The organism is Actinosynnema sp. ALI-1.44 (assembly GCF_001984155.1).
Classification (GTDB): Bacteria; Actinomycetota; Actinomycetes; order Mycobacteriales; family Pseudonocardiaceae; genus Kibdelosporangium.
In genome coordinates this window covers 211,797-232,429 of the sequence record NZ_MTQO01000038.1, presented here as the reverse complement: position 1 = coordinate 232,429, position 20,633 = coordinate 211,797, and the positions used below count along the sequence as shown (strand labels likewise).

At 69.1% G+C, this 20,633-nt stretch carries 18 protein-coding genes; 3 read left to right on the top strand and 15 right to left on the bottom strand.

All coding sequences use genetic code 11. The annotated features are described in order from the left end of the window. Positions 1-290: 290 nt before the first annotated feature. The 6 genes from ALI144C_RS12805 to ALI144C_RS12780 all read right to left on the bottom strand — a co-directional run bounded on the left by ALI144C_RS12805 (position 291) and on the right by ALI144C_RS12780 (position 6,123). Positions 291-878 carry a ComF family protein gene (locus ALI144C_RS12805; RefSeq protein WP_193441181.1) on the bottom strand — a complete coding sequence of 196 codons (588 nt, stop codon included), beginning with the start codon at positions 876-878 and terminating at the stop codon, positions 291-293. A 38-nt stretch (positions 879-916) separates the two neighbouring features. Further along, complete coding sequence (locus tag ALI144C_RS12800; protein ID WP_076987292.1) at positions 917-2,635, bottom strand: LpqB family beta-propeller domain-containing protein; 1,719 nt, start codon at positions 2,633-2,635, stop codon at positions 917-919. Further along, on the bottom strand, positions 2,632-4,284 hold the full coding sequence (gene mtrB / locus ALI144C_RS12795) for an MtrAB system histidine kinase MtrB (protein WP_143230610.1): 1,653 nt from the start codon (positions 4,282-4,284) through the stop codon (positions 2,632-2,634). The genes ALI144C_RS12800 and mtrB overlap by 4 nt, the downstream gene beginning before the upstream one ends. A gap of 10 nt (positions 4,285-4,294) precedes the next feature. Beyond that, positions 4,295-4,972 carry an MtrAB system response regulator MtrA gene (mtrA, locus tag ALI144C_RS12790; protein ID WP_033392556.1) on the bottom strand — a complete coding sequence of 226 codons (678 nt, stop codon included), beginning with the start codon at positions 4,970-4,972 and terminating at the stop codon, positions 4,295-4,297. A 148-nt stretch (positions 4,973-5,120) separates the two neighbouring features. Next, the gene (locus ALI144C_RS12785) at positions 5,121-5,753 is read right to left on the bottom strand and encodes a dTMP kinase (RefSeq protein ID WP_076987291.1); all 633 of its coding nucleotides are present in this window, start codon (positions 5,751-5,753) and stop codon (positions 5,121-5,123) included. A 121-nt stretch (positions 5,754-5,874) separates the two neighbouring features. Then, positions 5,875-6,123 (bottom strand): hypothetical protein, encoded by a 249-nt coding sequence (locus tag ALI144C_RS12780; RefSeq protein WP_076987290.1) that lies wholly within the window; start codon positions 6,121-6,123, stop codon positions 5,875-5,877. A 243-nt stretch (positions 6,124-6,366) separates the two neighbouring features. Between ALI144C_RS12780 and ALI144C_RS12775 the strand changes: the two genes are divergently transcribed. Then, positions 6,367-7,305 carry a helix-turn-helix domain-containing protein gene (locus tag ALI144C_RS12775; RefSeq protein WP_237774114.1) on the top strand — a complete coding sequence of 313 codons (939 nt, stop codon included), beginning with the start codon at positions 6,367-6,369 and terminating at the stop codon, positions 7,303-7,305. 77 nt (positions 7,306-7,382) lie between these two features. Here the strand turns inward: ALI144C_RS12775 and ahcY are convergent, their stop codons facing one another. Beyond that, the gene (gene ahcY, locus ALI144C_RS12770) at positions 7,383-8,873 is read right to left on the bottom strand and encodes an adenosylhomocysteinase (protein WP_076987288.1); all 1,491 of its coding nucleotides are present in this window, start codon (positions 8,871-8,873) and stop codon (positions 7,383-7,385) included. 86 nt (positions 8,874-8,959) lie between these two features. Here ahcY and ALI144C_RS12765 point away from each other — a divergent pair, with 86 nt between their 5' ends. Further along, a complete protein-coding gene (locus ALI144C_RS12765) occupies positions 8,960-11,260 on the top strand; it encodes a lipase family protein (RefSeq protein WP_202818932.1) in 2,301 nt (766 codons plus the stop codon). A gap of 54 nt (positions 11,261-11,314) precedes the next feature. Here ALI144C_RS12765 and ALI144C_RS12760 read toward each other — a convergent pair whose 3' ends face one another. Further along, positions 11,315-11,887, bottom strand: a complete 573-nt coding sequence (locus ALI144C_RS12760) for a TetR/AcrR family transcriptional regulator (RefSeq protein WP_076987286.1) — start codon at positions 11,885-11,887, stop codon at positions 11,315-11,317. Positions 11,888-11,944: 57 nt separating this feature from the next. Here ALI144C_RS12760 and ALI144C_RS12755 point away from each other — a divergent pair, with 57 nt between their 5' ends. Further along, positions 11,945-12,829 (top strand): alpha/beta fold hydrolase, encoded by an 885-nt coding sequence (locus tag ALI144C_RS12755; protein WP_076987285.1) that lies wholly within the window; start codon positions 11,945-11,947, stop codon positions 12,827-12,829. Between the two features lie 11 nt (positions 12,830-12,840). Here ALI144C_RS12755 and ALI144C_RS12750 read toward each other — a convergent pair whose 3' ends face one another. The 7 genes from ALI144C_RS12750 to ALI144C_RS12720 all read right to left on the bottom strand — a co-directional run bounded on the left by ALI144C_RS12750 (position 12,841) and on the right by ALI144C_RS12720 (position 20,630). Then, a complete protein-coding gene (locus ALI144C_RS12750) occupies positions 12,841-14,103 on the bottom strand; it encodes a glutamate mutase L (protein WP_076987284.1) in 1,263 nt (420 codons plus the stop codon). Then, the gene (locus ALI144C_RS12745) at positions 14,081-15,598 is read right to left on the bottom strand and encodes an amino acid permease (RefSeq protein WP_076987327.1); all 1,518 of its coding nucleotides are present in this window, start codon (positions 15,596-15,598) and stop codon (positions 14,081-14,083) included. The genes ALI144C_RS12750 and ALI144C_RS12745 overlap by 23 nt, the downstream gene beginning before the upstream one ends. An 82-nt stretch (positions 15,599-15,680) precedes the next feature. Further along, entirely contained in the window at positions 15,681-16,604 is a 924-nt protein-coding gene (locus tag ALI144C_RS12740; protein ID WP_076987283.1) for a cation diffusion facilitator family transporter, read from the bottom strand. Positions 16,605-16,713: 109 nt separating this feature from the next. After that, a complete protein-coding gene (manA, locus tag ALI144C_RS12735; RefSeq protein ID WP_193441180.1) occupies positions 16,714-17,925 on the bottom strand; it encodes a mannose-6-phosphate isomerase, class I in 1,212 nt (403 codons plus the stop codon). Between the two features lie 17 nt (positions 17,926-17,942). Then, positions 17,943-19,034 (bottom strand): SIS domain-containing protein, encoded by a 1,092-nt coding sequence (locus ALI144C_RS12730; RefSeq protein ID WP_076987326.1) that lies wholly within the window; start codon positions 19,032-19,034, stop codon positions 17,943-17,945. A 5-nt stretch (positions 19,035-19,039) separates the two neighbouring features. Continuing rightward, on the bottom strand, positions 19,040-19,249 hold the full coding sequence (locus ALI144C_RS12725; protein ID WP_076987281.1) for a Trm112 family protein: 210 nt from the start codon (positions 19,247-19,249) through the stop codon (positions 19,040-19,042). Between the two features lie 31 nt (positions 19,250-19,280). Next, positions 19,281-20,630 carry a phosphomannomutase/phosphoglucomutase gene (locus tag ALI144C_RS12720; protein WP_076987280.1) on the bottom strand — a complete coding sequence of 450 codons (1,350 nt, stop codon included), beginning with the start codon at positions 20,628-20,630 and terminating at the stop codon, positions 19,281-19,283. Positions 20,631-20,633 lie beyond the last annotated feature (3 nt).

Below are 20,633 nucleotides of genomic sequence, written 5' to 3'. Positions count from 1 at the left end.
CCCCATGGCGGGCGAACTCTCGCAACGACGGAGAGTGACGCCGACCACAGGAAAACGTGCCCCGCTGTACTCCAGTGTCGGCGGAGAGTCCACTCGAAGAGGGTGGTTTTCACCCTTGTGGAGGATCGACCGGCCCAGCACGGTCGCTGTCCGGGCTGACTCGGATGGGTCGCGTTGTCCCTCCAACGGACCCACCGGCCGTTCATCCCGGCTTTCCATACCGTTTCAACGGCCGAATACCGATCTTGGTTCCCGATGGGTAATCACCCATGTGGGGGTATGAATCGGATCTAGGTAGCAGTCAGCGCAACAACGGCGAGAACGACGGCTCCCGCCCTGGTGAGGGCACTGCAACAGGCTGTAGCCGTGGCGCCCGTGGTAACAACGTCATCGATCAAGATGACCTTCGCACGAGTGGGCACGCACGTGAGCCTCCCGGCGAGGTTGCCCGCCCGTTGGTCCGCGTCGAGACCGACCGAGTCCCGCACCCGGCGATCCAGCCGCAGCACCGGCCGGACGGCAGCCGTGGTGTGCGCGGCGACCAAAGCCATGTGCTCGAAACCCCTGGCACGCACCGCCCGCGGCCGGGACGGCACCGGCACGAGATCAGCCGGGGGGAGCTTCCGGAGCGCGTCGGTGAGCAGGCCGCCGAAAGTTGCCGCGAGCTCCCGCCTGCCGCGCTCCTTGTACGCGATCACCGCTCGCCGGGCGACGCCGGTGTACCGGCCCAGGGCATACACCGGGGGCATGTCCTCGCTTCGGTGGATCACCCGGAGGCCGGACATGCTTGTCTTGCAGTCGCCGCAGAGCGCGTCGCCAGGCGTGTCACAACCCGCGCAGCACGACGGAACCAGCAGCTCAGCCAACGCCTTGAACACCGGCGCAGCATGGCAGCGACCACCGACACTCCAGGTGCTCAGCCTGGGTAGAAGGGGCGGGCAGTGGGGCCCTGGCTCTGCGGGTGGGGCAGCCAGACCTGGCCGACCTCCGACACTGTCCACATCCCCACGGCGTCCGTCACGACGACCTGACGGCTCGGAGCCGCCGTGACCGACGTCAGCGGGGCCGTCAGGTTCGCGAGGCTGTAGCGCTGCGCCTCGATCCCGTCCACCGGGACCTGCCAGACCAGGCCGTTCGGCGTGTTCGTCGCGGCGACGACACGGCTCGGGTCCAACCAGTCCACGCTGACGACGTTCGTCACCGACGGCAGCAGCGGCTTCGGCGAGGTGATGGCGACGTTGGTGGTGCCCTGGGTGCGGCCGACCGAGCCGACGTAGAGCTTGCCGCCCGCCACCACCGCCACCCGGACGCCGTCGCGCGACAGCCGCAGCTCGGTGATCTTGCCGAAGCGTTCCAGCTCCGATCCGTTCACCGGCAACGACAGCCACGGCCCTTCACGGGTGCGGACCGCGCGGGTGATGGTGCCGTCGACGACCACCCAGACCTCGTTGCCGATCTCGTTCGACGCCACGGCGAACTGCCAGGTCGGGCGGGTCATCTCCTTGCCGGTGACGTTGGTCTGGCGCAGGCCCTCGGTGAGGGCGCCGACGCGCAGCTGCAGGTCGCCGGAGTTCAGCCGTTCGACCACGGCCAGCTGCGATCCGTCGACGGACTGGGCCGCGCTCTCGACGTGGTACGAGCCGTCACCCGCCGGGTTGTTGATCTGCTTGCCGTCTCGCAGCTCCTTGATCCGGTTGCCGACCACCATCATGCCGGTGAGCTGGGCTTTCGGGGTGGTCCGGTCGCTGTCGGGCAGGATGTCGCTGACTTTCCAGTCCGGCTGGTCCGGCACCAGCGGCAGGCCCTCGACCTGCAGCCGGACGGTCGTGGCCGCCACGTCCTGCAGGGACAGCACGATCTGGATCGCGATCGCCCGTTTCTCCTCGGTGGACACGTTGCCCAGTTGGCCCAGGTTCACGACGGTCGCGCCGTCTCTCGACGGCGTGACGTTCGTGCGTTGCACGGCCGAGGACGGCAGGGCACTGCGGACCGCGCCCTGCAACGCCGAAGCCGGGCCTTGCAGGAGCAGGCCGACGATCTCGCTCGCCGCGGGCTGCGGCGCACCGGGCAGGTAGCGCTGGTCGGGGACTGGCACCTCACGGGAGGCGCTGTCGTAGAAGTAGAGCTTGACCGCGCGGTAGTGGTTGTTGAACACCGAGATCGGGATGAGCACGTTGCCGGGCGCCTCGCTGATGCGCCACTGGCCTTCCTGCTTGGTCAGCTTGACCGTCGCGGTCTGCGCCCCGGTCTGCGCCACGAACGACTTGCGGGAGTCCAGCCAGCCCTTGGAGGTCGCTTTCACCTCGACGGTGGTGCGGTTGGGGTCGCCGTCCTTTCCCTGCGGCTGGGGCACCGTGCTGAACTCGTTCTCGATGATGGTCAGCTGGTTGTCCGGGCGCCACAGCCGTCTGGCGTCCTCGGTCAGGTACGCCTCGGCGACCGCGGTCTCGCCGCTGGCCTCGACGAACCGGCGGACCACGGTGATCGGGCTGGCGTCCTTGTCCGGCAGCTCGATCTTCTGCTGGGGCTGCGACGCGGGGTTCGGGATCACCTGCGCGTTCGTCTGCTTGGGGATGTTGGCGCAGGAGGCCACCACCAGCAGGCAGCCGAGTACGAGAACCAACCGGCGGATCACCGGACCTCCTCCAGCGATGGCTCGGCGGGCACGTCGTCCTCCGGCCGCAGCGGCAACGGGCTCTCGCCCATCTCGACGTCCTGGTGACGCGGCAGCAGCAACCGGAAGTTCGCGCCGCGGCCCGGCTCACCCCACGCTTCGAGGCGTCCGCCGTGCAACCGGGCGTCCTCGACGCTGATCGCCAGGCCGAGCCCGGTGCCGCCGGTGTGCCTGTTGCGGGACGGGTCGGCCCGCCAGAACCTGTTGAACACCAGGTCGGCCTCGCCCTGCCGCAGCCCGACGCCGTAGTCGCGGACGGCAACCGCCAGCGTGGTGTCGTCGAACGCCAGCCGCAGCCGGACCGGGTGGCCTTCGCCGTGGTCGACCGCGTTGGCCAGGAGGTTGCGCAGGACGCGTTCGATCCGCCGCGCGTCGACCTCGGCGGTCGCGGGCGCGGCGGGCAGCTCCAGTTCGATCCGGCTGCCCGCGTTGTCGGCGACCACCCGCACGGCGTCCAGCGCGCGCTTGGCGATCGCGCGGACGTCGGTGATCTCGGCGACCAGTTCCTCCACGCCCGCGTCGAGCCGGGAGATCTCCAGCAGGTCGCCGAGCAGCGACTCGAACCGGTCGAGCTCGTCGACCAGCAGTTCGGTCGACCGCGCCAGCCCGGCGGGGAACTGGGCGCGGGAGGCGTGCAGCACGTCCGCGGCCATCCGCACGGTCGTCAACGGCGTGCGCAGCTCGTGCGAGACGTCCGAGGTGAACCTGCGCTGCAGCTGGCCGAACTCCTCCAGCTGCCGGATCTGGTACTTGATGCTCTCGGCCATCTGGTTGTACGAGTCGGCCAGTTTGGCCACGTCGTCCTCGCCGATGACGGCCATGCGTTCGTCGAGCTCACCGGCGGCGAACCGTTCCGAGGCCTCCGCGGCGCGCCGCACCGGCCGGACGACCTGCCTGGTCACGAGGTTGGCGATGCCCGCGAGCAGCAGGAGCAGTACAAGACCGCCCACCATCAGCGTGCTCTGCACGACGTCGACCGTGTTCTGCTCGGTGGTCAGCGGGAACAGCAGGTACAGCTGCAGCGGCCGGTTCGCACTGGTCACCGGGGCGCCGATGAACAGGAACGTGGTGCGCACGCTGTTGCGGTCGACCGTGGCGATCTGCCGCGCGACCTGGCCCTTCTGCACGTACGCGCGCAGCGACTGCGGGACGTCGGCGTAGTTCGGGCCCGCGTTGATCGGGTCCGCCACGTCCTCGCCGTCGTAGGCGATGATCGGGTCGAACGCGCCCGCGACCGAGTCGCCGCCTTCCTCGTCCGCCGCTGTGCTGGACAACCTGTTGACGGCGCCGCTGAGGCGTTCGCGGAAACCGTCGGACAGCACGTTCACGCCGAGCAGTTCGCTGTTGGCGATGCCGACGGCGATGTGCGTCTGCGCGATCGCGGCTTCCTGCTTGCTGGACAGCAGCCGGTCGCTGATCTGGTTCTGCAGCACCAGGCCCAGCACGAACACCACGGCAGACGAGAGCGCGAGCGTGCTCACCACGACACGGACCTGCAGCGACCGCCGCCACAGCTCGCTGAACGCCTTGGCACGCTCGCGGCAGAACGCCACCGCGCGGCCCAGCTGCCGGATCACCAGCCTGCTGGACCGCGCGAAGAAACGCTTCATCTACCCAGTATCACGGAGGGCCCGCCTTGTATCCGACGCCCCTCACCGTCAGCACGACCTCGGGGTGCTCCGGGTCCTTCTCGACCTTCGAGCGCAACCGCTGGACGTGCACGTTCACCAGCCTGGTGTCCGCAGCGTGGCGGTAGCCCCACACCTGCTCGAGCAGGACCTCGCGGGTGAACACCTGGCGCGGCTTGCGGGCCAGCGCCACCAGCAGGTCGAACTCGAGCGGGGTCAGCTGGATCGCCTTGCCCTCGCGGGTCACCTCGTGGCCGGGGACGTCGATGGTCAGGTCGCCGATCGCGAGCACCTCGGCGGGCTCGGACTCGGTGCGGCGCATCCGCGCCCGCACCCTGGCCACCAACTCCTTGGGCTTGAACGGTTTCACCACGTAGTCGTCGGCGCCGGACTCCAGCCCGAGCACGATGTCGACGGTGTCGCTCTTGGCGGTCAGCATGACGATCGGGACGCCCGACTCCGCTCTGATCGCCTTGCAGACGTCGATGCCGTTCATGCCGGGCAGCATCAGGTCGAGCAGCACCAGGTCGGGCTTGAGCTCGCGCAGCGCGGGGAGCGCGCGGGAGCCGTCGGCCACGACCGCGGTGTCGAAACCCTCACCGCGGAGCACGATCGTCAGCATCTCGGCGAGGGCCGGGTCGTCGTCCACAACCAGCACGCGTGCCTTCATGCCCCCCATCGTCGCACTCTCACTGACGGTGACGTGCACAACCCGCTGATCTTGCGGTTGTATCACCCGTTCACTCCATTCGATCGCCACGCTGCGCTCGTCTGTGCGGCCTTGGATGATGACCTATCCGAATCTGCGGCCCAGTGTGTTACTCGTCGACCAACAGGGCGCCGCTGAGCTGGTCGAAGTCCTGGTCAGTGCTGCCGTCGAGGACCTGCCACGGCGCGAGCCAGCCGACGCGAGCCAGTCCGTCGTAGACGGCGGCACAGCGGGCCTGCAGGCCGCCGTCCTTTTCGTACGTGTCCCGGACCCGGTCGCGGGTCTCGGCGCGAGTCGCGGCGAGGTCGACGGGCACCCGCAGCAGCAGCTGGCGGTCCGGCACGGGCAGGCCGAACCGCTCGACCTCGAGCACGCGGATCCACTCGACGATCTCGCCGTGCTCGTCCTGGTGCAGCCGTGCCGCCTGGTAGGCCGCGTTCGACGCGATGTACCGGTCGACGAGCACGACGTCGAAGTCCTCGATGTCACGCAGCAGCGCGTCCCGCGCGCCGTGCCGGTCGAGTGCGAACAGGACAGCCATGCCGTGCACGGAGTCGGCCACGTCGCCGAGACGCCCGTGCAGCGCGTCGCTCACCAGGTCCGCGTGCACGCTGTCGCCGTAGCGCGGGAAGGCGTGCTGCGTGACCTTGGCACCACGCCGTTGGAACGCTTCGGTCAGCGCGGCGCCGAGCGTGCGTTTGCCTGATCCGTCCAGACCTTCGATGACAACGAGTCGACCCACAGGCGCAACCCTAGCCTGGCACCTTTATGTCCGAATAGGACGGTCAGGGACTCCGGCTGTGTTGGGGCGGGACGCCGTCCCAACACACCACCCCTCGGTCCGGCTTTACGAGATCACGCCTTCACTGGCGTGTACCGCGTGCCATGAGCACGCCTCCGGCGCCGATGACAAGACCGCCCATAGCCGCCATGAGGAGCAGCAGATCCCGCGCGGCGGACGCCTGATCGGCTACCACCTCACGTTCACCCCTGGCGATCACTTTTGCCATCGGCGCCGGTTCGGCAACGGCCGGCTGGGCCGTGCCGAGGGCGAGGACGACACCCAGGGTCGCGGTCGCGGGCAGACGCCGCGTGATCCCGAGTGCCGACATGGGCTTGGGTCCCTTCTCGCCCTCAACGTGCCGGCCTGGGAGCTCTTCTCCGGTTGCAGGGTCCGGTTGGATCTCCCCGGCACGGCTTGATGAACAACACAGTGCGATCGGGTGATCCCTCAGGGCAACCCCACCTGGCACGCAGGGGGATCGTTCGCCCCTATCTCTCGTTCCCACGAGGAACTACTGTGAACGTTCACGGTTCATTCACACCCCGTGAACGCTGGTTCGATTGGAGCAAGGTTGGACAACGGGCCACTGCCTGAGCGACTCGGCGACGCGCTGCGTTACGGGCCCTTCCACCGTGCGCTCAGAGAGGCGATCGAGTACCGCGGCCTGTCGTTGACGAGGATCACGGCCCACCTCGACCGGCTCGGCGTGAAGATCGGCCAGTCCACCCTCAGCTACTGGCAACGCGGCCTGCGGCACCCCGAGGTGCCCCGGTCGATCGACACCGTCCGCGCGCTGGAGACCGTGCTGCGGCTGCCGTCGGACTCGTTGGTCGTGTTGATCGGGCCGCGGCCGCGGTCGGGCAAGGCCGACGAGGTCGTGCCGAAGTTCACCGAGGTCAGCCGGATCTGGCAGGACGCGCCCGCGTTGCTCGCGGAGTTCGACGCGGCACCGGAGACGAAGACGAACGCCGACCTGCGGATCGACTCGGTGCACGACTACATCCAGCTCGGGCCGCACCGCGAGCAGCGTTCACAGACCACGCGGTTCGTCGTGACGGCGGCGCGGTCGGGGCCGGACCGGTACTTCGCCACGAACGGCGGCGACGCGGGCTGCATGATCGACCGCGCCGAGATCACCACGGCGGAGGGGTGCAGGCTCGGCCGGGTCCGGCGCAGCGCCGAGTCCGGGGTGATGGCGATGGAGTTGTTGTTCGACCGCAGGCTCGCGGAGGGCGAGACGCACGTCTTCTGCTTCACGATCGTCGACGGCTCCGGTGGCCCGTCGCCGGGCATGGAGCGGACGTTCCTGCGTGGTGTGGGCACTTACCTGGTGCAGCACGCGTTCCACCGCAAGGCGATGCCCGCGCGGGTGACGCGGCAGTACCGCAGGGGCGAGGGCGCCGAACCGATCGGCACCGAGGGCCTGGTGTGCGGGATCGGCCGGGTGACCAGTGGTTACTTCACCAATCTCCCGGCCGGCCTCGCGGAAATCCTCATCGAGTGGACTTAGCCGCCCCGCTTCGGTGTGCAACCAATGTGGCCTTCGTTGCGTTTTCCGCTACGAAGGCCACATTGGTTGCCAACACGTCAGTACCGGTAGTGCTCCGGCTTGAACGGGCCTTCGACGTCGACGTCGATGTACTCGGCCTGCTCCTTGGAGAGCTTGGTCAGCTCGCCGCCGAGGGCCTCGAGGTGGATCTTGGCCACGTACTCGTCGAGCTTCTTCGGCAGCCGGTAGACCTCTTTGTCGTACTCCTCGTTCTTGGTGAACAGCTCGATCTGGGCGATCACCTGGTTGGAGAACGAGTTCGACATCACGAACGACGGGTGCCCGGTCGCGTTGCCCAGGTTGAGCAGGCGTCCCTCGGACAGCACGATGATCGTCCGGCCGGACGGGAACACCCACTCGTCGACCTGCGGCTTGATGTTGACCCGCCGGATGCCCGGGTACCGCGCCAGACCGGCCATGTCGAGCTCGTTGTCGAAGTGCCCGATGTTGCCGAGGATCGCCTGGTGCTTCATCTGCGACATGTGATCCACGGTCACCACGTCCTTGTTGCCCGTGGTGGTGATCACGATGTCCGCCTCACCGATCACCGTCTCCAGCTTGCGCACCGCGTAGCCGTCCATCGCGGCCTGCAACGCGCAGATCGGGTCGATCTCGGTCACGATCACCCGCGCGCCCTGGCCGCGCAGCGACTCCGCCGCGCCCTTGCCGACGTCGCCGTACCCGCAGACCACCGCGACCTTGCCGCCGATCAGGACATCCGTGCCCCGGTTGATCCCGTCGATCAACGAGTGCCGGATGCCGTAGCGGTTGTCGAACTTCGACTTGGTCACCGCGTCGTTGACGTTGATCGCCGGGAACAGCAGCTCACCCGCCGCCGCCAGCTGGTACAGCCGCAGCACGCCGGTGGTGGTCTCCTCGGTGACACCCTTGATCTCGTTCGCGACCTGGGTCCACTTGGCCGGGTCCGCCGAGAGCGAGGCGCGCAGGGTCTCGAGGATGACCTGCCACTCCTCCGGGTCGTCCTCCTCCGCGTTGGGCACCACACCGGCGGCCTCGTAGGCCTTGCCCTTGTGCACCAACAGCGTCGCGTCGCCACCGTCGTCGAGGAGCATGTTCGGCTGCTTGCCGTCCGGCCAGGTCAGCATCTGCTCGGTGCACCACCAGTACTCCGGCAGCGTCTCGCCCTTCCAGGCGTACACCGGCACGCCCTTGGGCTCTTCCACGGTGCCGTGCGGCCCCACCACGACCGCGGCCGCCGCGTGGTCCTGCGTGGAGAAGATGTTGCACGAGGCCCAACGGACCTCCGCGCCCAACGCCACCAGCGTCTCGATCAGCACCGCGGTCTGCACCGTCATGTGCAGCGAGCCGGAGACCCGGGCGCCACGCAACGGGTAGACCTCGGAGTACTCACGCCGCAGCGCCATCAAACCCGGCATCTCGTGCTCGGCCAGCCGGATCTCCTTGCGCCCGAACTCGGCCAGCGAAAGATCGGCCACGGCGAAGTCGATGTCGCCGATCTTTCCGGCGTACCGGGCTCCGGTCACGTTCCGCGTGTCTTCAGCGGTCATCGCCCTGTTCCCTCCAAACTCGTCACGCCGAACAGTACCGTCGTGCACGCGGTGGAGCCTCGACACTCAACGGAGTCGCCTTGCTGATGCCTGGATCCGACACGCGGGTCGTGGAGTTGCGCGTGCACGGCATCATGGGCACGACCGCGGAATCCCTGGTCGGAGCGGTCGCCGCGGTGGACGTCGCCGGTGACGGCGTCGGCCGGATCGTGCGCCCTGCCGACCGGTTGCGCCGCCCGGGACCCGGTCCGATGCTGCACGCGAGCGCACGGTCGGTGCCCCGAACCGTCGAGGGTTACCTCTGGAGTGGGATGACCTCCGGCGGTGTCGGCAAGTCCACCTGGGCACTGATGTTCCCGTTCGTCCTCGCCAACATGGCGCACTGGATGTTGCCGCCGGTGCCGCACGACAACCGGGCCGCGGCGGCGTTGGGCCTGGTCGGGCGCTCGTTGCTGCGACTCGCGGCGCTGCTGCTCACTGTGCTCTTCGTCACTCAGGTCGCCGTGGTCAGTCTTGATCTGCTGGCCGCGCAATGCCTCGCACCCGGGTCGCCGTGCCTGTCGTCGGTCGTGCCGGACTGGCTACGGGAGTTGCGCGGTTTTCGAGCGATCGCCGGTCTGCTGCCCGCGACGCTGGTCGTGCTGGTGCTCGGCCGGGTCTCCTCGGTCGCGTGGCGGGTGAACGCGCCGCCGTTGCCCAGCCCGGTGCCGGGCAACCGGCCGCGGCGGATGCCCGGCGCGAACCTGGTCGCCGACCCGGACACGCCCACGTTGCGCGCGCTGCACACCGTGGCCGGGCTCGCGGTGCTGGCGTTGCTCCCGGCCGGTGGGCCGTTCGCGGCTTCGCCGGTGGTGACCACGCAGTGGCTGGTCGCACTGTCCATTGTGGTGCTCGCCGCGCTCGGTGTGCTGCTGTTGGACGATCCGACCGGTGCGTCCCCGCATCGCGCGGGCCGCTGGCTGCGGATCGCGTTGGGCAAGGTCACGCGCCGGGTGCTGTTGATCATCAGCTTGCTGCTGGTGCTCAGCACGGCCGTCACGCAGGACCCGCTGCCCACCCGGCTCACCGGCACCGACATCACCATCGAGGGCACGGCGGCGGCGCTCGTGGTGGTGTGCGTGCTGTTCGGCCTGGTGCTGATCCCCGCGGCGTGGATCGCGCGGCGGGAGTTCTGGGCGGAGCAGCCGCGCGAGCTGCGGCCGTGGGCAGGCGGCTGGATGTCACCGATCGTGCTGGTCATCGCCGCGCTGCTGGGCGGCGGGTTCGGCGCGGGGATCGCGATCGCCGTCCGGAAACTGCTGGGCAGCGGAGATTTGGAGCTGCCGGGCGGCTATGAGCCGGTAACGCTGTTGTGGGGCGTCTCGGCGGCGTTCGCGCTCGCGATCGGCTTGCTGCTCGGGTCGATCACCGGCGTGCACCGGTGGCGCAACGACCGGCGCGGCGCCCAACCCCCGGAAAGTGGGCTGCTGCACGCGGATTCGCCACCCGCGGAGCAGGCGACGGCGACTCGCGCCTGGCGCAACGGCCGTTTCCAACGCAATCACCTGCACCACGTGCTGATCGCGTGTGGAACCGCGTTGGCGGCCGGTGCGGCCGTGTCGATCTGGATGCGGTTGCGCGACTTCGGGCCGCCGGAGTGGATGGGCCCGTTCGCCGCGGTCGGCGTGTTCAGCTTGGGTTTCCTTGCGGTGGCGCTGATGCGTGCCGTGTACCAGGCGATCAGACGCCCGGACCTGGCCAGGACGCTGGGCATCCTCGCCGACCTGGCGTGCTTCTGGCCGCGGGAGTCGCACCCGTTCGTGCCGCCGTGCTACGCGCTGAAGGTGATTCCGGAGCTGACCGCACGGGCCGCGACGCACTTGGCGGACCGCAACACGCGTGTCGTGATCACCGGGCACAGCCACGGCAGCCTGATCGCGATCGTCACCGTGGCACGGCTGATGGAGACGCTGCCGCCGCAGGACCGTGAGCGCGTTGGTCTCATCACTGCCGGATCTCCTTTGCAGTGGGCGTATCCGCGCGCGTTCCCCAGTGTCGTGCCACACCGGTCGTTGGCGGAACTGCACGGCGAACTCGACGGTCGCTGGCGCGCGTTGTGCCGTGGCACGGATCCTTTGGGCGGTGCCGTGACCACGTGGCGCCGCCAGGTGTACGACTCGAAGATGATCGGCATGGGGTTCCGGCCGGACGGCAGTTCCGGTCCGCTCAGCCCGGCCAAGGTCGGTGAGTCCGGTGCGCTCGTCCTGGGCAGCGATCATTGGCTACCGGATCCGCAGCTACAGGCTGTCCCTGGTTTGCGCTGGTCGCCGGGTGTCCGGCGGCATTCCGACTATTACGCCGACCCGGAGTGGGACGAGGCTGTCGCGATCGCCGCGGGCCTGGCTTAGTGGGTGCGATCGGAAGTTCGTTGGGGATCTCGACAGACTTCCGGTCGTGACCACTTAGGCTTCGAGCCTGGCCAGTTGGTGGTTCAGCGCCGCTTCGGCCGACTCCGGTGTGTGGTGTCCCATGAGGACGCTCGAGGCCAGGCCGTCGACCAACGCGAGCAGGATGGTGGCTTCCTGGTCGGGATCGAGGTCCGAGGCCATCTCGCCGCGGTCCTGGGCGGCGGCGATCTGCTCGCTGACGGCCCTGCGCAGCCCGGCGTTGCCGGTCTCGAACCGCTCGGCCAGCGCGGGGTCGCGCAACGCGCGGAAGAAGAAGGCGTTGGCCACCAACATCTCCGTCCGGCTGTCCTGGTCGATCGGCAGGAACGCCAACAGGATGGCACGCAACTGGCCGGACGCCGCTCGCGCGACGATCCGCTGCTCGACGCGCTCACGCAGGGACGTCGTCGCGTGCGTGAGCATCTCGTCCTTGCTGCGGAAGTAGTGCTGGACAAGGCCTTTCGACACCCCGGCCTCGGCGGCGACCTGGCCGAGGCTGACCGCTTCGAGGCCGTCGCGGCCGGCGATCCGCCAGAGCGCGTCGATGAGCTGCCTGCGGCGCTGGTCGTGGTCGACGATCTTCGGCACGTTTTCATCATACGATCGGATTGCAAAAATCGCGAGCTGCTTTTACGATCCGATCGCATGGGGACAAGCCGGTTCACCTCGCCGCAAGGACAAGCCGACTACTACCGGGTCTACGACGCCGGACTGCGCACGATGCCGACGCCGGCAGGCGAGCACGACGTCAGGACCGGCTACGGCACAGCCAAGGTGTACCGCTTCGGCGACGCCGATGGCGAGCCGATCGCGTTGCTGCCCGGCCGGGCAGGTACACCGATCATGTGGAGCGCCAACGTTTCCGGGCTGATGGCGCGGCACCCGGTGTACGCGGTCGATCCGATCGGCGAGGCCGGGCGCAGCACCCAGACCGCGCCCATCGACACCGCCCAGGACCAGGCGGTGTGGCTGGACCAGACGCTCGACGGCCTCGGACTGGACCGGGTTCACCTGGTCGGCGTCTCCTTCGGCGGGTGGCTGACGTGCAACCTCGCCGTGCGCAGGCCCGACCGGCTGGCTTCGGTGAGCGTGCTGGATCCGGCGAACACGTTCGGCCGGTTCCCGGCCGGGCTGATCATCCGCTCGGTGCTCAGCATGCTGCCCGTGGTCTCGCGTTGGGCTCGTCCGGCGTTCCTGCGGTGGATCTCGGGCAGCGACCAGGTGCCCGAGAAGGATCCGGTCTCCGAGGTGATCGAGGCGGGTCTGCACCACCACCGGGTCCGCACCGCCATGCCCGCGTACTTCAGCGACGAGCAGCTGCGGTCCATCTCCGTACCGATGCTGGCGCTGATCGCGGGACGCAGTGTCATCCACCACCCCGCCGCGGCACACGCACGGGCCCAACGGCTGATACCAGGCATCCAGGCCGAACTGTGGCCAGACGCCACGCACTCGATCTCGGCCGAGTCTCCCGACGAGGTCAACGAACGCGTGCTGCGGTTCATCGCGGCTTGCGCGCCCACCCCGTGAGCAGGCCGGAACTACTCAGCGCTGTCCAACGTGGTCAACAGCTTCCACGCGGCAGCGTCCTTCCGGTCCCCCACGAGCAGTCCGGCGGGCGCCAGCACGTAGTCACGGTCCACCACGATCCGCGCTTCCCGGATCGCGGGCCGCAGCACGGGATCCGCGCGCAGCGCGTCGACGACCGGGCCGATGTCGCCCGCGTGCCGGAAGACCCCGCCCGACAGCACGAGCAGACCGGCTCCGCGTGGACCGAGTTTGCCGTCGACGAGCCGGAGGTGACGGCGGACCGCGATGATCGCGGCCAGCCCGGCCAGTCGCATGTCCACAGCGGACTCTTCCGGCGTTTCCGGTACGAAGCCGACCGCCGACGACCTGCGCCGCGCGAACTCCGCGAGACCGTCGGAAGGCAGCCGCTCCGCCTCGGCCTCCGCGACGATGCCCAAGGCGGACCACCGCATCCCGATGTCGCCTTCGACCGTCCGCCGGTCGTTCGACAGGCCGACCGCACGGTCCTGTTCATCCTGTATGGACACTGCGGAGTAGACGTCCGTCGTCGCGCCGCCGACGTCGACCACGAGAACCGCGTCCTCACTGGCCAACTGGGACACGCCCGCGAGCACGGCGTCCGGGGTGACCGCACGGACCATGTCGCGGAACTTCCGACCACGCGACAGGCCTTTGCCGCCGATCACGTGGTTCAGGAACACCTCGCGGATCGCCGCGCGCGCCGGTCCCGGTTCGAGCTCACCCACATCCGGCAGCACGTTCGCGGTCGGCACCACCGTGCGTCCGGCGAGCACTTCGAGCGCTTCGAGCCGGGCGTGCTGGTTGCCCGCGAGCACGATCGGCGGCCGGATCCGGTTGCGGGCCAACGCCGCCGCGTTGTGCAACAACACTCTCGCGTCACCGCCGTCGGTTCCGCCGACCAACAGCACCACATCCGGTTCGACAGCGCGCAACGCGCGAATACCCGCGCCGTCCAGTTCACCGGCCGACACGTGCACGACCTTCGCGCCCGCGGACAGCGCGACCCTGTGCCCGGCTTCGGCGCTGATCAGCCGTTCATGCCCGACGACCGCGAGCCTCAGCCCACCTCCCGCCGACGAGCAGACCAGGACCTCGTCGGCGTGGCCCAACTGGTTGAGCACGGCGACGACCCCGTCGAGAACTTCCGGCGGGGTCGTCGCGTGTTGTGCCGTGGCCAGGAGCGTGCCGTCGTCGCCGACGAGCGCGCCCTTGGTCCACGTCGAACCGACGTCAAGACACGCTATTCTCGGCATCGTCCTTCATTCGCTTGCCCAGCAGAGAGTTCCTGCGGCTGTACACGAAGTACACGACCACGCCGAGCACCATCCACGCCAGGAACCGGACCCAGGTCAGCACGGACAGGTTCAGCATCAGCCACAGGCACGCGAGGATCGCCAGGATCGGGATCACCGGCACCCACGGCACCTTGAAGCCGCGCGGCAGGTCTGGGCGCCTCTTGCGCAGCACCCACACACCGGCCGACACCAGGATGAACGCGAACAACGTGCCGACGTTCACCATCTCGAGGAGTTGGCCTGCCTCGAAGAACGTGGCCGCGAACCCCACCAGGATCGCCACGAAGATGGTCGTACGGCCCGGCGTTCCGAACTTGTTCGTCTTGGCGAGGCTGCGCGGCAACAAGCCGTCACGCGACATCGCGAACAGCACACGTGTCTGGCCGAGCATCAGCACCATCACGACCGTGGTCAGGCCGGCGAGCGCACCGATCGAGATGATCGTGGCCGCCCAGTCCGCGCCGTTGACGGCAAACGCCGACGCCAAAGTCTTGCCACCGGCGGGAGGCGCGTTCGTCGCCAACTGCGTGTACGGCTGCATACCGACCACAACAAGGGAAACCGCGACATACAGGACCGTCACGATCGCCAGCGAACCGAAGATCCCACGCGGCACGGCACGCTGCGGGTTCCTGGTCTCCTCCGCGGTCGTCGCGACCACGTCGAACCCGATGAACGCGAAGAAGACGAGGCTGGCGGCGGCGAGCAGACCGAAGACGCCGTACGTGCTCGTCGCGCCTCCGGCCAACACGGAGAACAGCGACTGGTCCACCCCGGTCGCGCTGGTCGCGGTCGGCGGCGCGGGATCCGGGATGAACGGCGAGTAGTTCTCGGCTTTGACGAACGACAGGCCGTAGATGATGACGAACAGCACGATCGCGACCTTGACGCCCGTGATCACCAGGCTGACACGGGAGGAGAGCTTCGTCCCGGCGGTGAGCAGCGTGGCCAGCACGACGATGAGCAGCAGCGCGCCCCAATCCACGTGCAGGCCGAAAACGGTTGCAGTGGTCGAGAAGCCCTTGCCGAAGACGTAGCCGAGCACTATCTGCAGGTACTCCGACCACCCCTTGCCGACCGCGGCCGCGCCGACCGCGAACTCCAGCACGAGGTCCCATCCGATGATCCACGCGACGAACTCGCCGAAAGTGGCGTACGAGAACGTGTAAGCGCTCCCGGCCACCGGGACGGTCGACGCGAACTCGGCGTAGCACAAGGCCGCCAACCCGCACGCGATCGCCGCCAGGACGAACGCCAACGCCACCGACGGACCAGCGAGGTCACCGGCAGTCCGCGCGGTCAGTGTGAAGATTCCCGCCCCGATGACGACGGCGACACCGAAAACCGTGAGGTCCCAAGCGGTGAGGTTCTTGCGGAGTTTGGTATCCGGTTCGTCCGTGTCCGAGATCGACTGTTCGACGGATTTCGTCCGCCACAAGCCTGTTCCAGGCACCGTTGCCTCCTAACCACGCGCCCCGACAGTGCGTGGGAAGGAGCCTACGGTGTCACTGTCGGGAACAGGCCCGGGAGGGGTCTCACGAAGTCGGCGCGGTGCTGCGGTCCAGGTCCGGTTCGATGTAGATCAACCGCGCGGCGGGGACTTTGGCGCGCACGCGCTGTTCGGCGTCGTCGATCGCCTGCGCGACGTCCTCGACCGGCAGGCCGGACGTCATCGCGACCTTCGCGGCCACCAGGAGCTCGTCCGGGCCGATGTACTGGGTCTTGATGTGGATCACGCGCTCGATCCGGCCGGCCGCGAGCTCGTCGACGATCGTGTCCAGTTCGGTTGGTGTCGCGCCTTCGCCGATCAGCAGGCTCTTCATCTCGATGATCAGGATGATCGCGATCACGCCGAGCAGCACGCCGATCGTCAGGGTGCCGATCGAGTCCCAGACCGGGTCGCCGGTGATGGTCGCGAGGCCGACGCCGATCAGCGCGAACACCAGGCCGAACAGCGCGCCCGCGTCCTCGAGCAGCACCACGGGCAGTTCCGGGGTGCGGGACTGGCGGATGAACTGCCACCAGGTCGCGTCGCCCTTGATCAGCCGGGACTCCACGATCGCGGTGCGGAAGCTGTAGGTCTCCAGGCCGATCGCGACGACCAGGATGATCACGGCCACCAGCGGCGACGACAGCGGCTCGGGGTGCTGGAGCTTGTGGATGCCCTCGTAGAGCGCGAACGCCGAGCCGAGCGTGAACAGCATCAGCGCGACGATGAACGAGTAGAAGTACCGGTCACGGCCGTAGCCGAACGGGTGCTCGACGTTGGCTTTGCGTTTCGCGGTCTTCTGCCCGAGCAGCAGCAGGCCCTGGTTGGACGTGTCGGCGAGCGAGTGCACGGACTCCGCGAGCATCGACGACGACCCCGTGATGAGGTATCCCACGAACTTCGCCACGGCGATGCCCGCGTTCGCCAGCAACGCGGCGATGATGGCCTTCGTCCCGCCCCCTGCAGACACGTGCCCTCCCAGATGCGTCCGGATTGTCCGGTCGAACCCTAGACCACGACCGGAAAGACCTCGTGAGCGGTTATCCGGGTTCTCACCCCGGTAACCACTCACGAGCAGTTCAGTCGCCTGCGGTGGCCCGGAACACCTGGGCCGGGGCGCCCTCGACCGGGACGACCTGGACGTCGGGATTGCACGCGGGCAGCCACGCCGACTGCCCCCTGGCCAGTTCGACCTTGGTGCCGTCCGCGCCCAGCAGCCGCACCGCACCGGCCGTGCACACCAGGATCTGCGGGCCCTCGGCGACGAGTTCGACGGGCTCGCGCTCGTCCTTGCCCCATTCCAGCCGGGACAGCTCGAACTCCGGCGCGGGCGTCGGGTACAGCCACATCCGGGGCGCGACCGGCGAACCGCTCAGTACCGGCATCTCGCCGCAGCTGAAGTCCAGCACGCGCAACAACTCCGGCACGTCGACGTGCTTGGGTGTCAGGCCGCCGCGCAGGATGTTGTCCGAATTGGCCAGGATCTCCACGCCGGTGCCGTGCAGGTACGTGTGCAGGTTCCCGGCGGGCAGGTAGATCGCGTCGCCCGGCGCGAGCACGATCCGGTTGAGCAGCAACGCGGCCAGTACGCCCGCGTCGCCCTCGTGGGCCTCGCCCAGTTCCAGGATCGTGCGGCAGACCAGGTCGTACTCGCCGTGTTCCTTCACGTGCAACACGCAGGCGTCGAGCAGTTCCGGCAGCAGCACGTCCAGTGACGTCTGCGGCAGCGTGATCCACGTCGTGAACAGGGCGCGCAGCCCGTCGGAGTCCGGCTGGCCCTCCAGCAACGAGGTGTACGGCGCCAGGCCGGGCGTCTCCAGCGTGCGCAGCAGCCGAACGGTCTCGTGCGGGTCGCGGAAGCCCGCGAGCGCGTGGAACTCGGTCAGCGCGCAGATCAGCTCGGGTTTGGCCGTGGGGTCCGGGTAGTTGCGGTGGTTGGCGTCCCTCGGGATCCCGGCGGCTTCCTCGCGCTCGTAGCCCTCACGGGCCTGCTCGGCCGACGGGTGGGCCTGCATGCTCAGCGCCTCTTCGGCGGCGAGGATCTTGAGCAGGAACGGCAGCCGGTTGCCCCAGCGGTCCGCGCACCGGGTGCCGAGCTGGCCAATTGGATCGGCGTCGACGAGGTCGAGCAGCGACCGGTCGCCGTCGACGCGTGACGGGTCGCCGGGGTGCGCGCCCATCCACAGCTCCGCCTCGGGGTGCGGTGCCGGTACCGGCCGCCCCAGCAGCTCGGCGATGGTCGTGCGCGACCCCCACGCGTAGGGCCGCACAGCGTTGCGCAGCAACTCCACTCTCAAACTCTCCCTAGTCAGACGCCAGCGGAGGCGTACCGGCCCGACCCGCCGATCGTCCCGGCCGCGAGGCCGAGATACAGCGCCGCGAGCTCGAAGCGCAGCGCGAGCACTGCCGCTCTGGTCGGCTCGTCCGCGCCGACCTCCTCAGCGGGCACCAGTACGTCCGCACCCGGCAGCGTGTCCGCGGCCATGGTGCGTGCCGCGTCCGCCGCCGGTCCGGAGCTGATCGCCAGCAACTGCACCCGCAGCATCGCTGTCGGGTCGCCGACGAAGTCGTCCGGGTCGTCGAAGATACCCTGACCGGACGTCGACCTGACCGCCGCCCGGTGCAGCGCGAACCGGGTCTGCGCGTCGGCGTAGGAGCCGACATCGCAGACAAACCCGGCATGCGCGGCGAGGACGTGACGAGCGTGTGCCGCCACCGCTGTCGCCGCCGGGTCCAGTCCCCACAGTAGCGGGACCCGGTCGAACAGGCGCAGAGCCAGGGATTTCGCCGGGTTGACGAACGACTCGTGCGCGGGATGGCCCTTCTCGGCCTCCTTGTCGAGCTCGTCGGCGAACCGGTCCATGTCGACGCGCAGCAGGCCCATGGTCGTCAGGGCGAGCAGAGCGGCCGTGAGCGCCCGGGGGAACGCGAATCCGGGCGGGACGGGCACGCGTGGCGGCAGCAACAGCGCACGCCCCGCACCCGCGGCCGCCACCGGACCGTCCTGGGGAGCCGTGACCACGACCGTCGCGCCGTAGCGCGTGGCACGGCCGATGGACTCGGCGAGCACGCGGTCACCCGGGTCCTCTGTGTGCGTGATCACCACGTCCAGCGGGCCGACCCAGCTGGGCACCTCGTCGGTGACCACGATCGGCACCGGGCACGCCGGACCGAGCAACGCGACCAGCAGGTCCGCCAGTGCGCCGCCGTGCCCCGGTCTGGTCACGAGCAGCAGGGCACGCGGGCGGACGTCGGCCAGCGCGCGTTCGACGCCGATCTCCGCGGCGGTTTCGACGACCGACCGCACCTGGGCACCGGCCTGCGCCGAGGCGCGCAGCAGCCCCTCGCTGTCGGCCTCGGACAGCCGGGCGGGGTCGTCGAGCAAGGTGTCGTCAGTCACCGGACTCACTCGTTCGCGGTCTGTGATTCCGGTCGCGTGGCCTCGTCGAGCAGCAGCACCGGGATGCCGTCGGTCACCGGGTACTGGCGACCGCACGAGGTGCAGGTGAGCGCGTCGGCGTCCGGGTCGTCCGGGGTGCCGGGGCGCAGCGCCGCGTGGTCGTCCGACGGGCACGCGAGGATGTCGAGCAACTGCGGATCGAGCTGTACGGCCACGGGTCCTCCCTTTTCCTGCTTCCAGTGTGGCCTAACCGCGGACGATGGTGAGCACCTCGTCACGCAACGCGGCCACCGCGGCGTCGTCCGCGGCTTCGACGTTGAGCCGGAGCAGCGGTTCGGTGTTCGACGGCCGGAGGTTGAACCACGCGCCGGAAGGCAGCTCGACGGTGAGACCGTCGAGCTCGTCGATCGTGACGCCGTCCTGGGCCGAGTAGGTCTCCTTGACCGCCGCCAACCTGGCCTTCTGGTCGTCGACCGTGGAGTTGATCTCGCCGGAGGCGGCATAACGCGCATACACCGCCGTGATCTCTGCCAACGACCGGTCCTGCTCGCCCAGCGCGGCCAGTACGTGCATCGCGGCCAGCATGCCGGTGTCGGCGCGCCAGAAGTCGCGGAAGTAGTAGTGGGCCGAGTGCTCGCCGCCGAAGATGGCGTCGGTCTTGGCCATCTCCTGCTTGATGAACGAGTGCCCGACGCGGGTGCGGACCGGCTTGCCGCCGTTCTCGGTGACGATCTCCGGCACGGCCTTCGAGGTGATCAGGTTGTAGATGACCGTCGAGCCCGGCTCCTTGGCCAGCTCACGGGTGGCCACCAGGGCCGTGATGGCGCTCGGCGAGACCGGGTCGCCGTTCTCGTCGACCACGAAACAACGGTCGGCGTCGCCGTCGAACGCGAGCCCGGCGTCCGCGCCGACCTCGCGGACCTTGGCCTGCAGGTCGACGATGTTCTTCGGATCCAGCGGGTTGGCCTCGTGGTTCGGGAACGAGCCGTCCAGCTCGAAGTACATCGGGATGATCTCGAACGGCAGGCCGTCGAAGACCTTCGGCACGGTGTAGCCGCCCATGCCGTTGCCCGCGTCCACCACGAGCTTGAGCGGACGGCTGGTCGAGAGGTCCACGAGCTGGCGCAGGTACCCGGCGTACGCGTCGAGCATGTCGCGCTGCTCGACCTCACCCGGGGCGGCACCGTTCTCGGGCATGCCGAGTTCGACGTCGCGCTGGATGTCGGCGAGGCCGCTGTCCTGGCCGACCGGCGCGGCACCCGCGCGGCAGAGCTTGATCCCGTTGTACGCGGCCGGGTTGTGGCTCGCGGTGAACATCGCGCCGGACAGGTTGAGGTTGCCGGAGGCGAAGTACAGCATGTCGGTGCTCGCCAGGCCGATGCTGACGACGTCGACGCCCTCGCGCGTCACGCCCTCGGCGAACGCGCCGGACAGGCCTGGCGACGAGTCACGCATGTCGTGACCGATGACGACGGCGGGGCCGCCGACCAGCCGCGCGAACGCGGCACCGATCTCACGGACCACGTCGGCGTCGAGCTGTTCGCCCACCAAGCCGCGGATGTCGTATGCCTTGAAGATGGCGGACAGGTCGCGCACAAG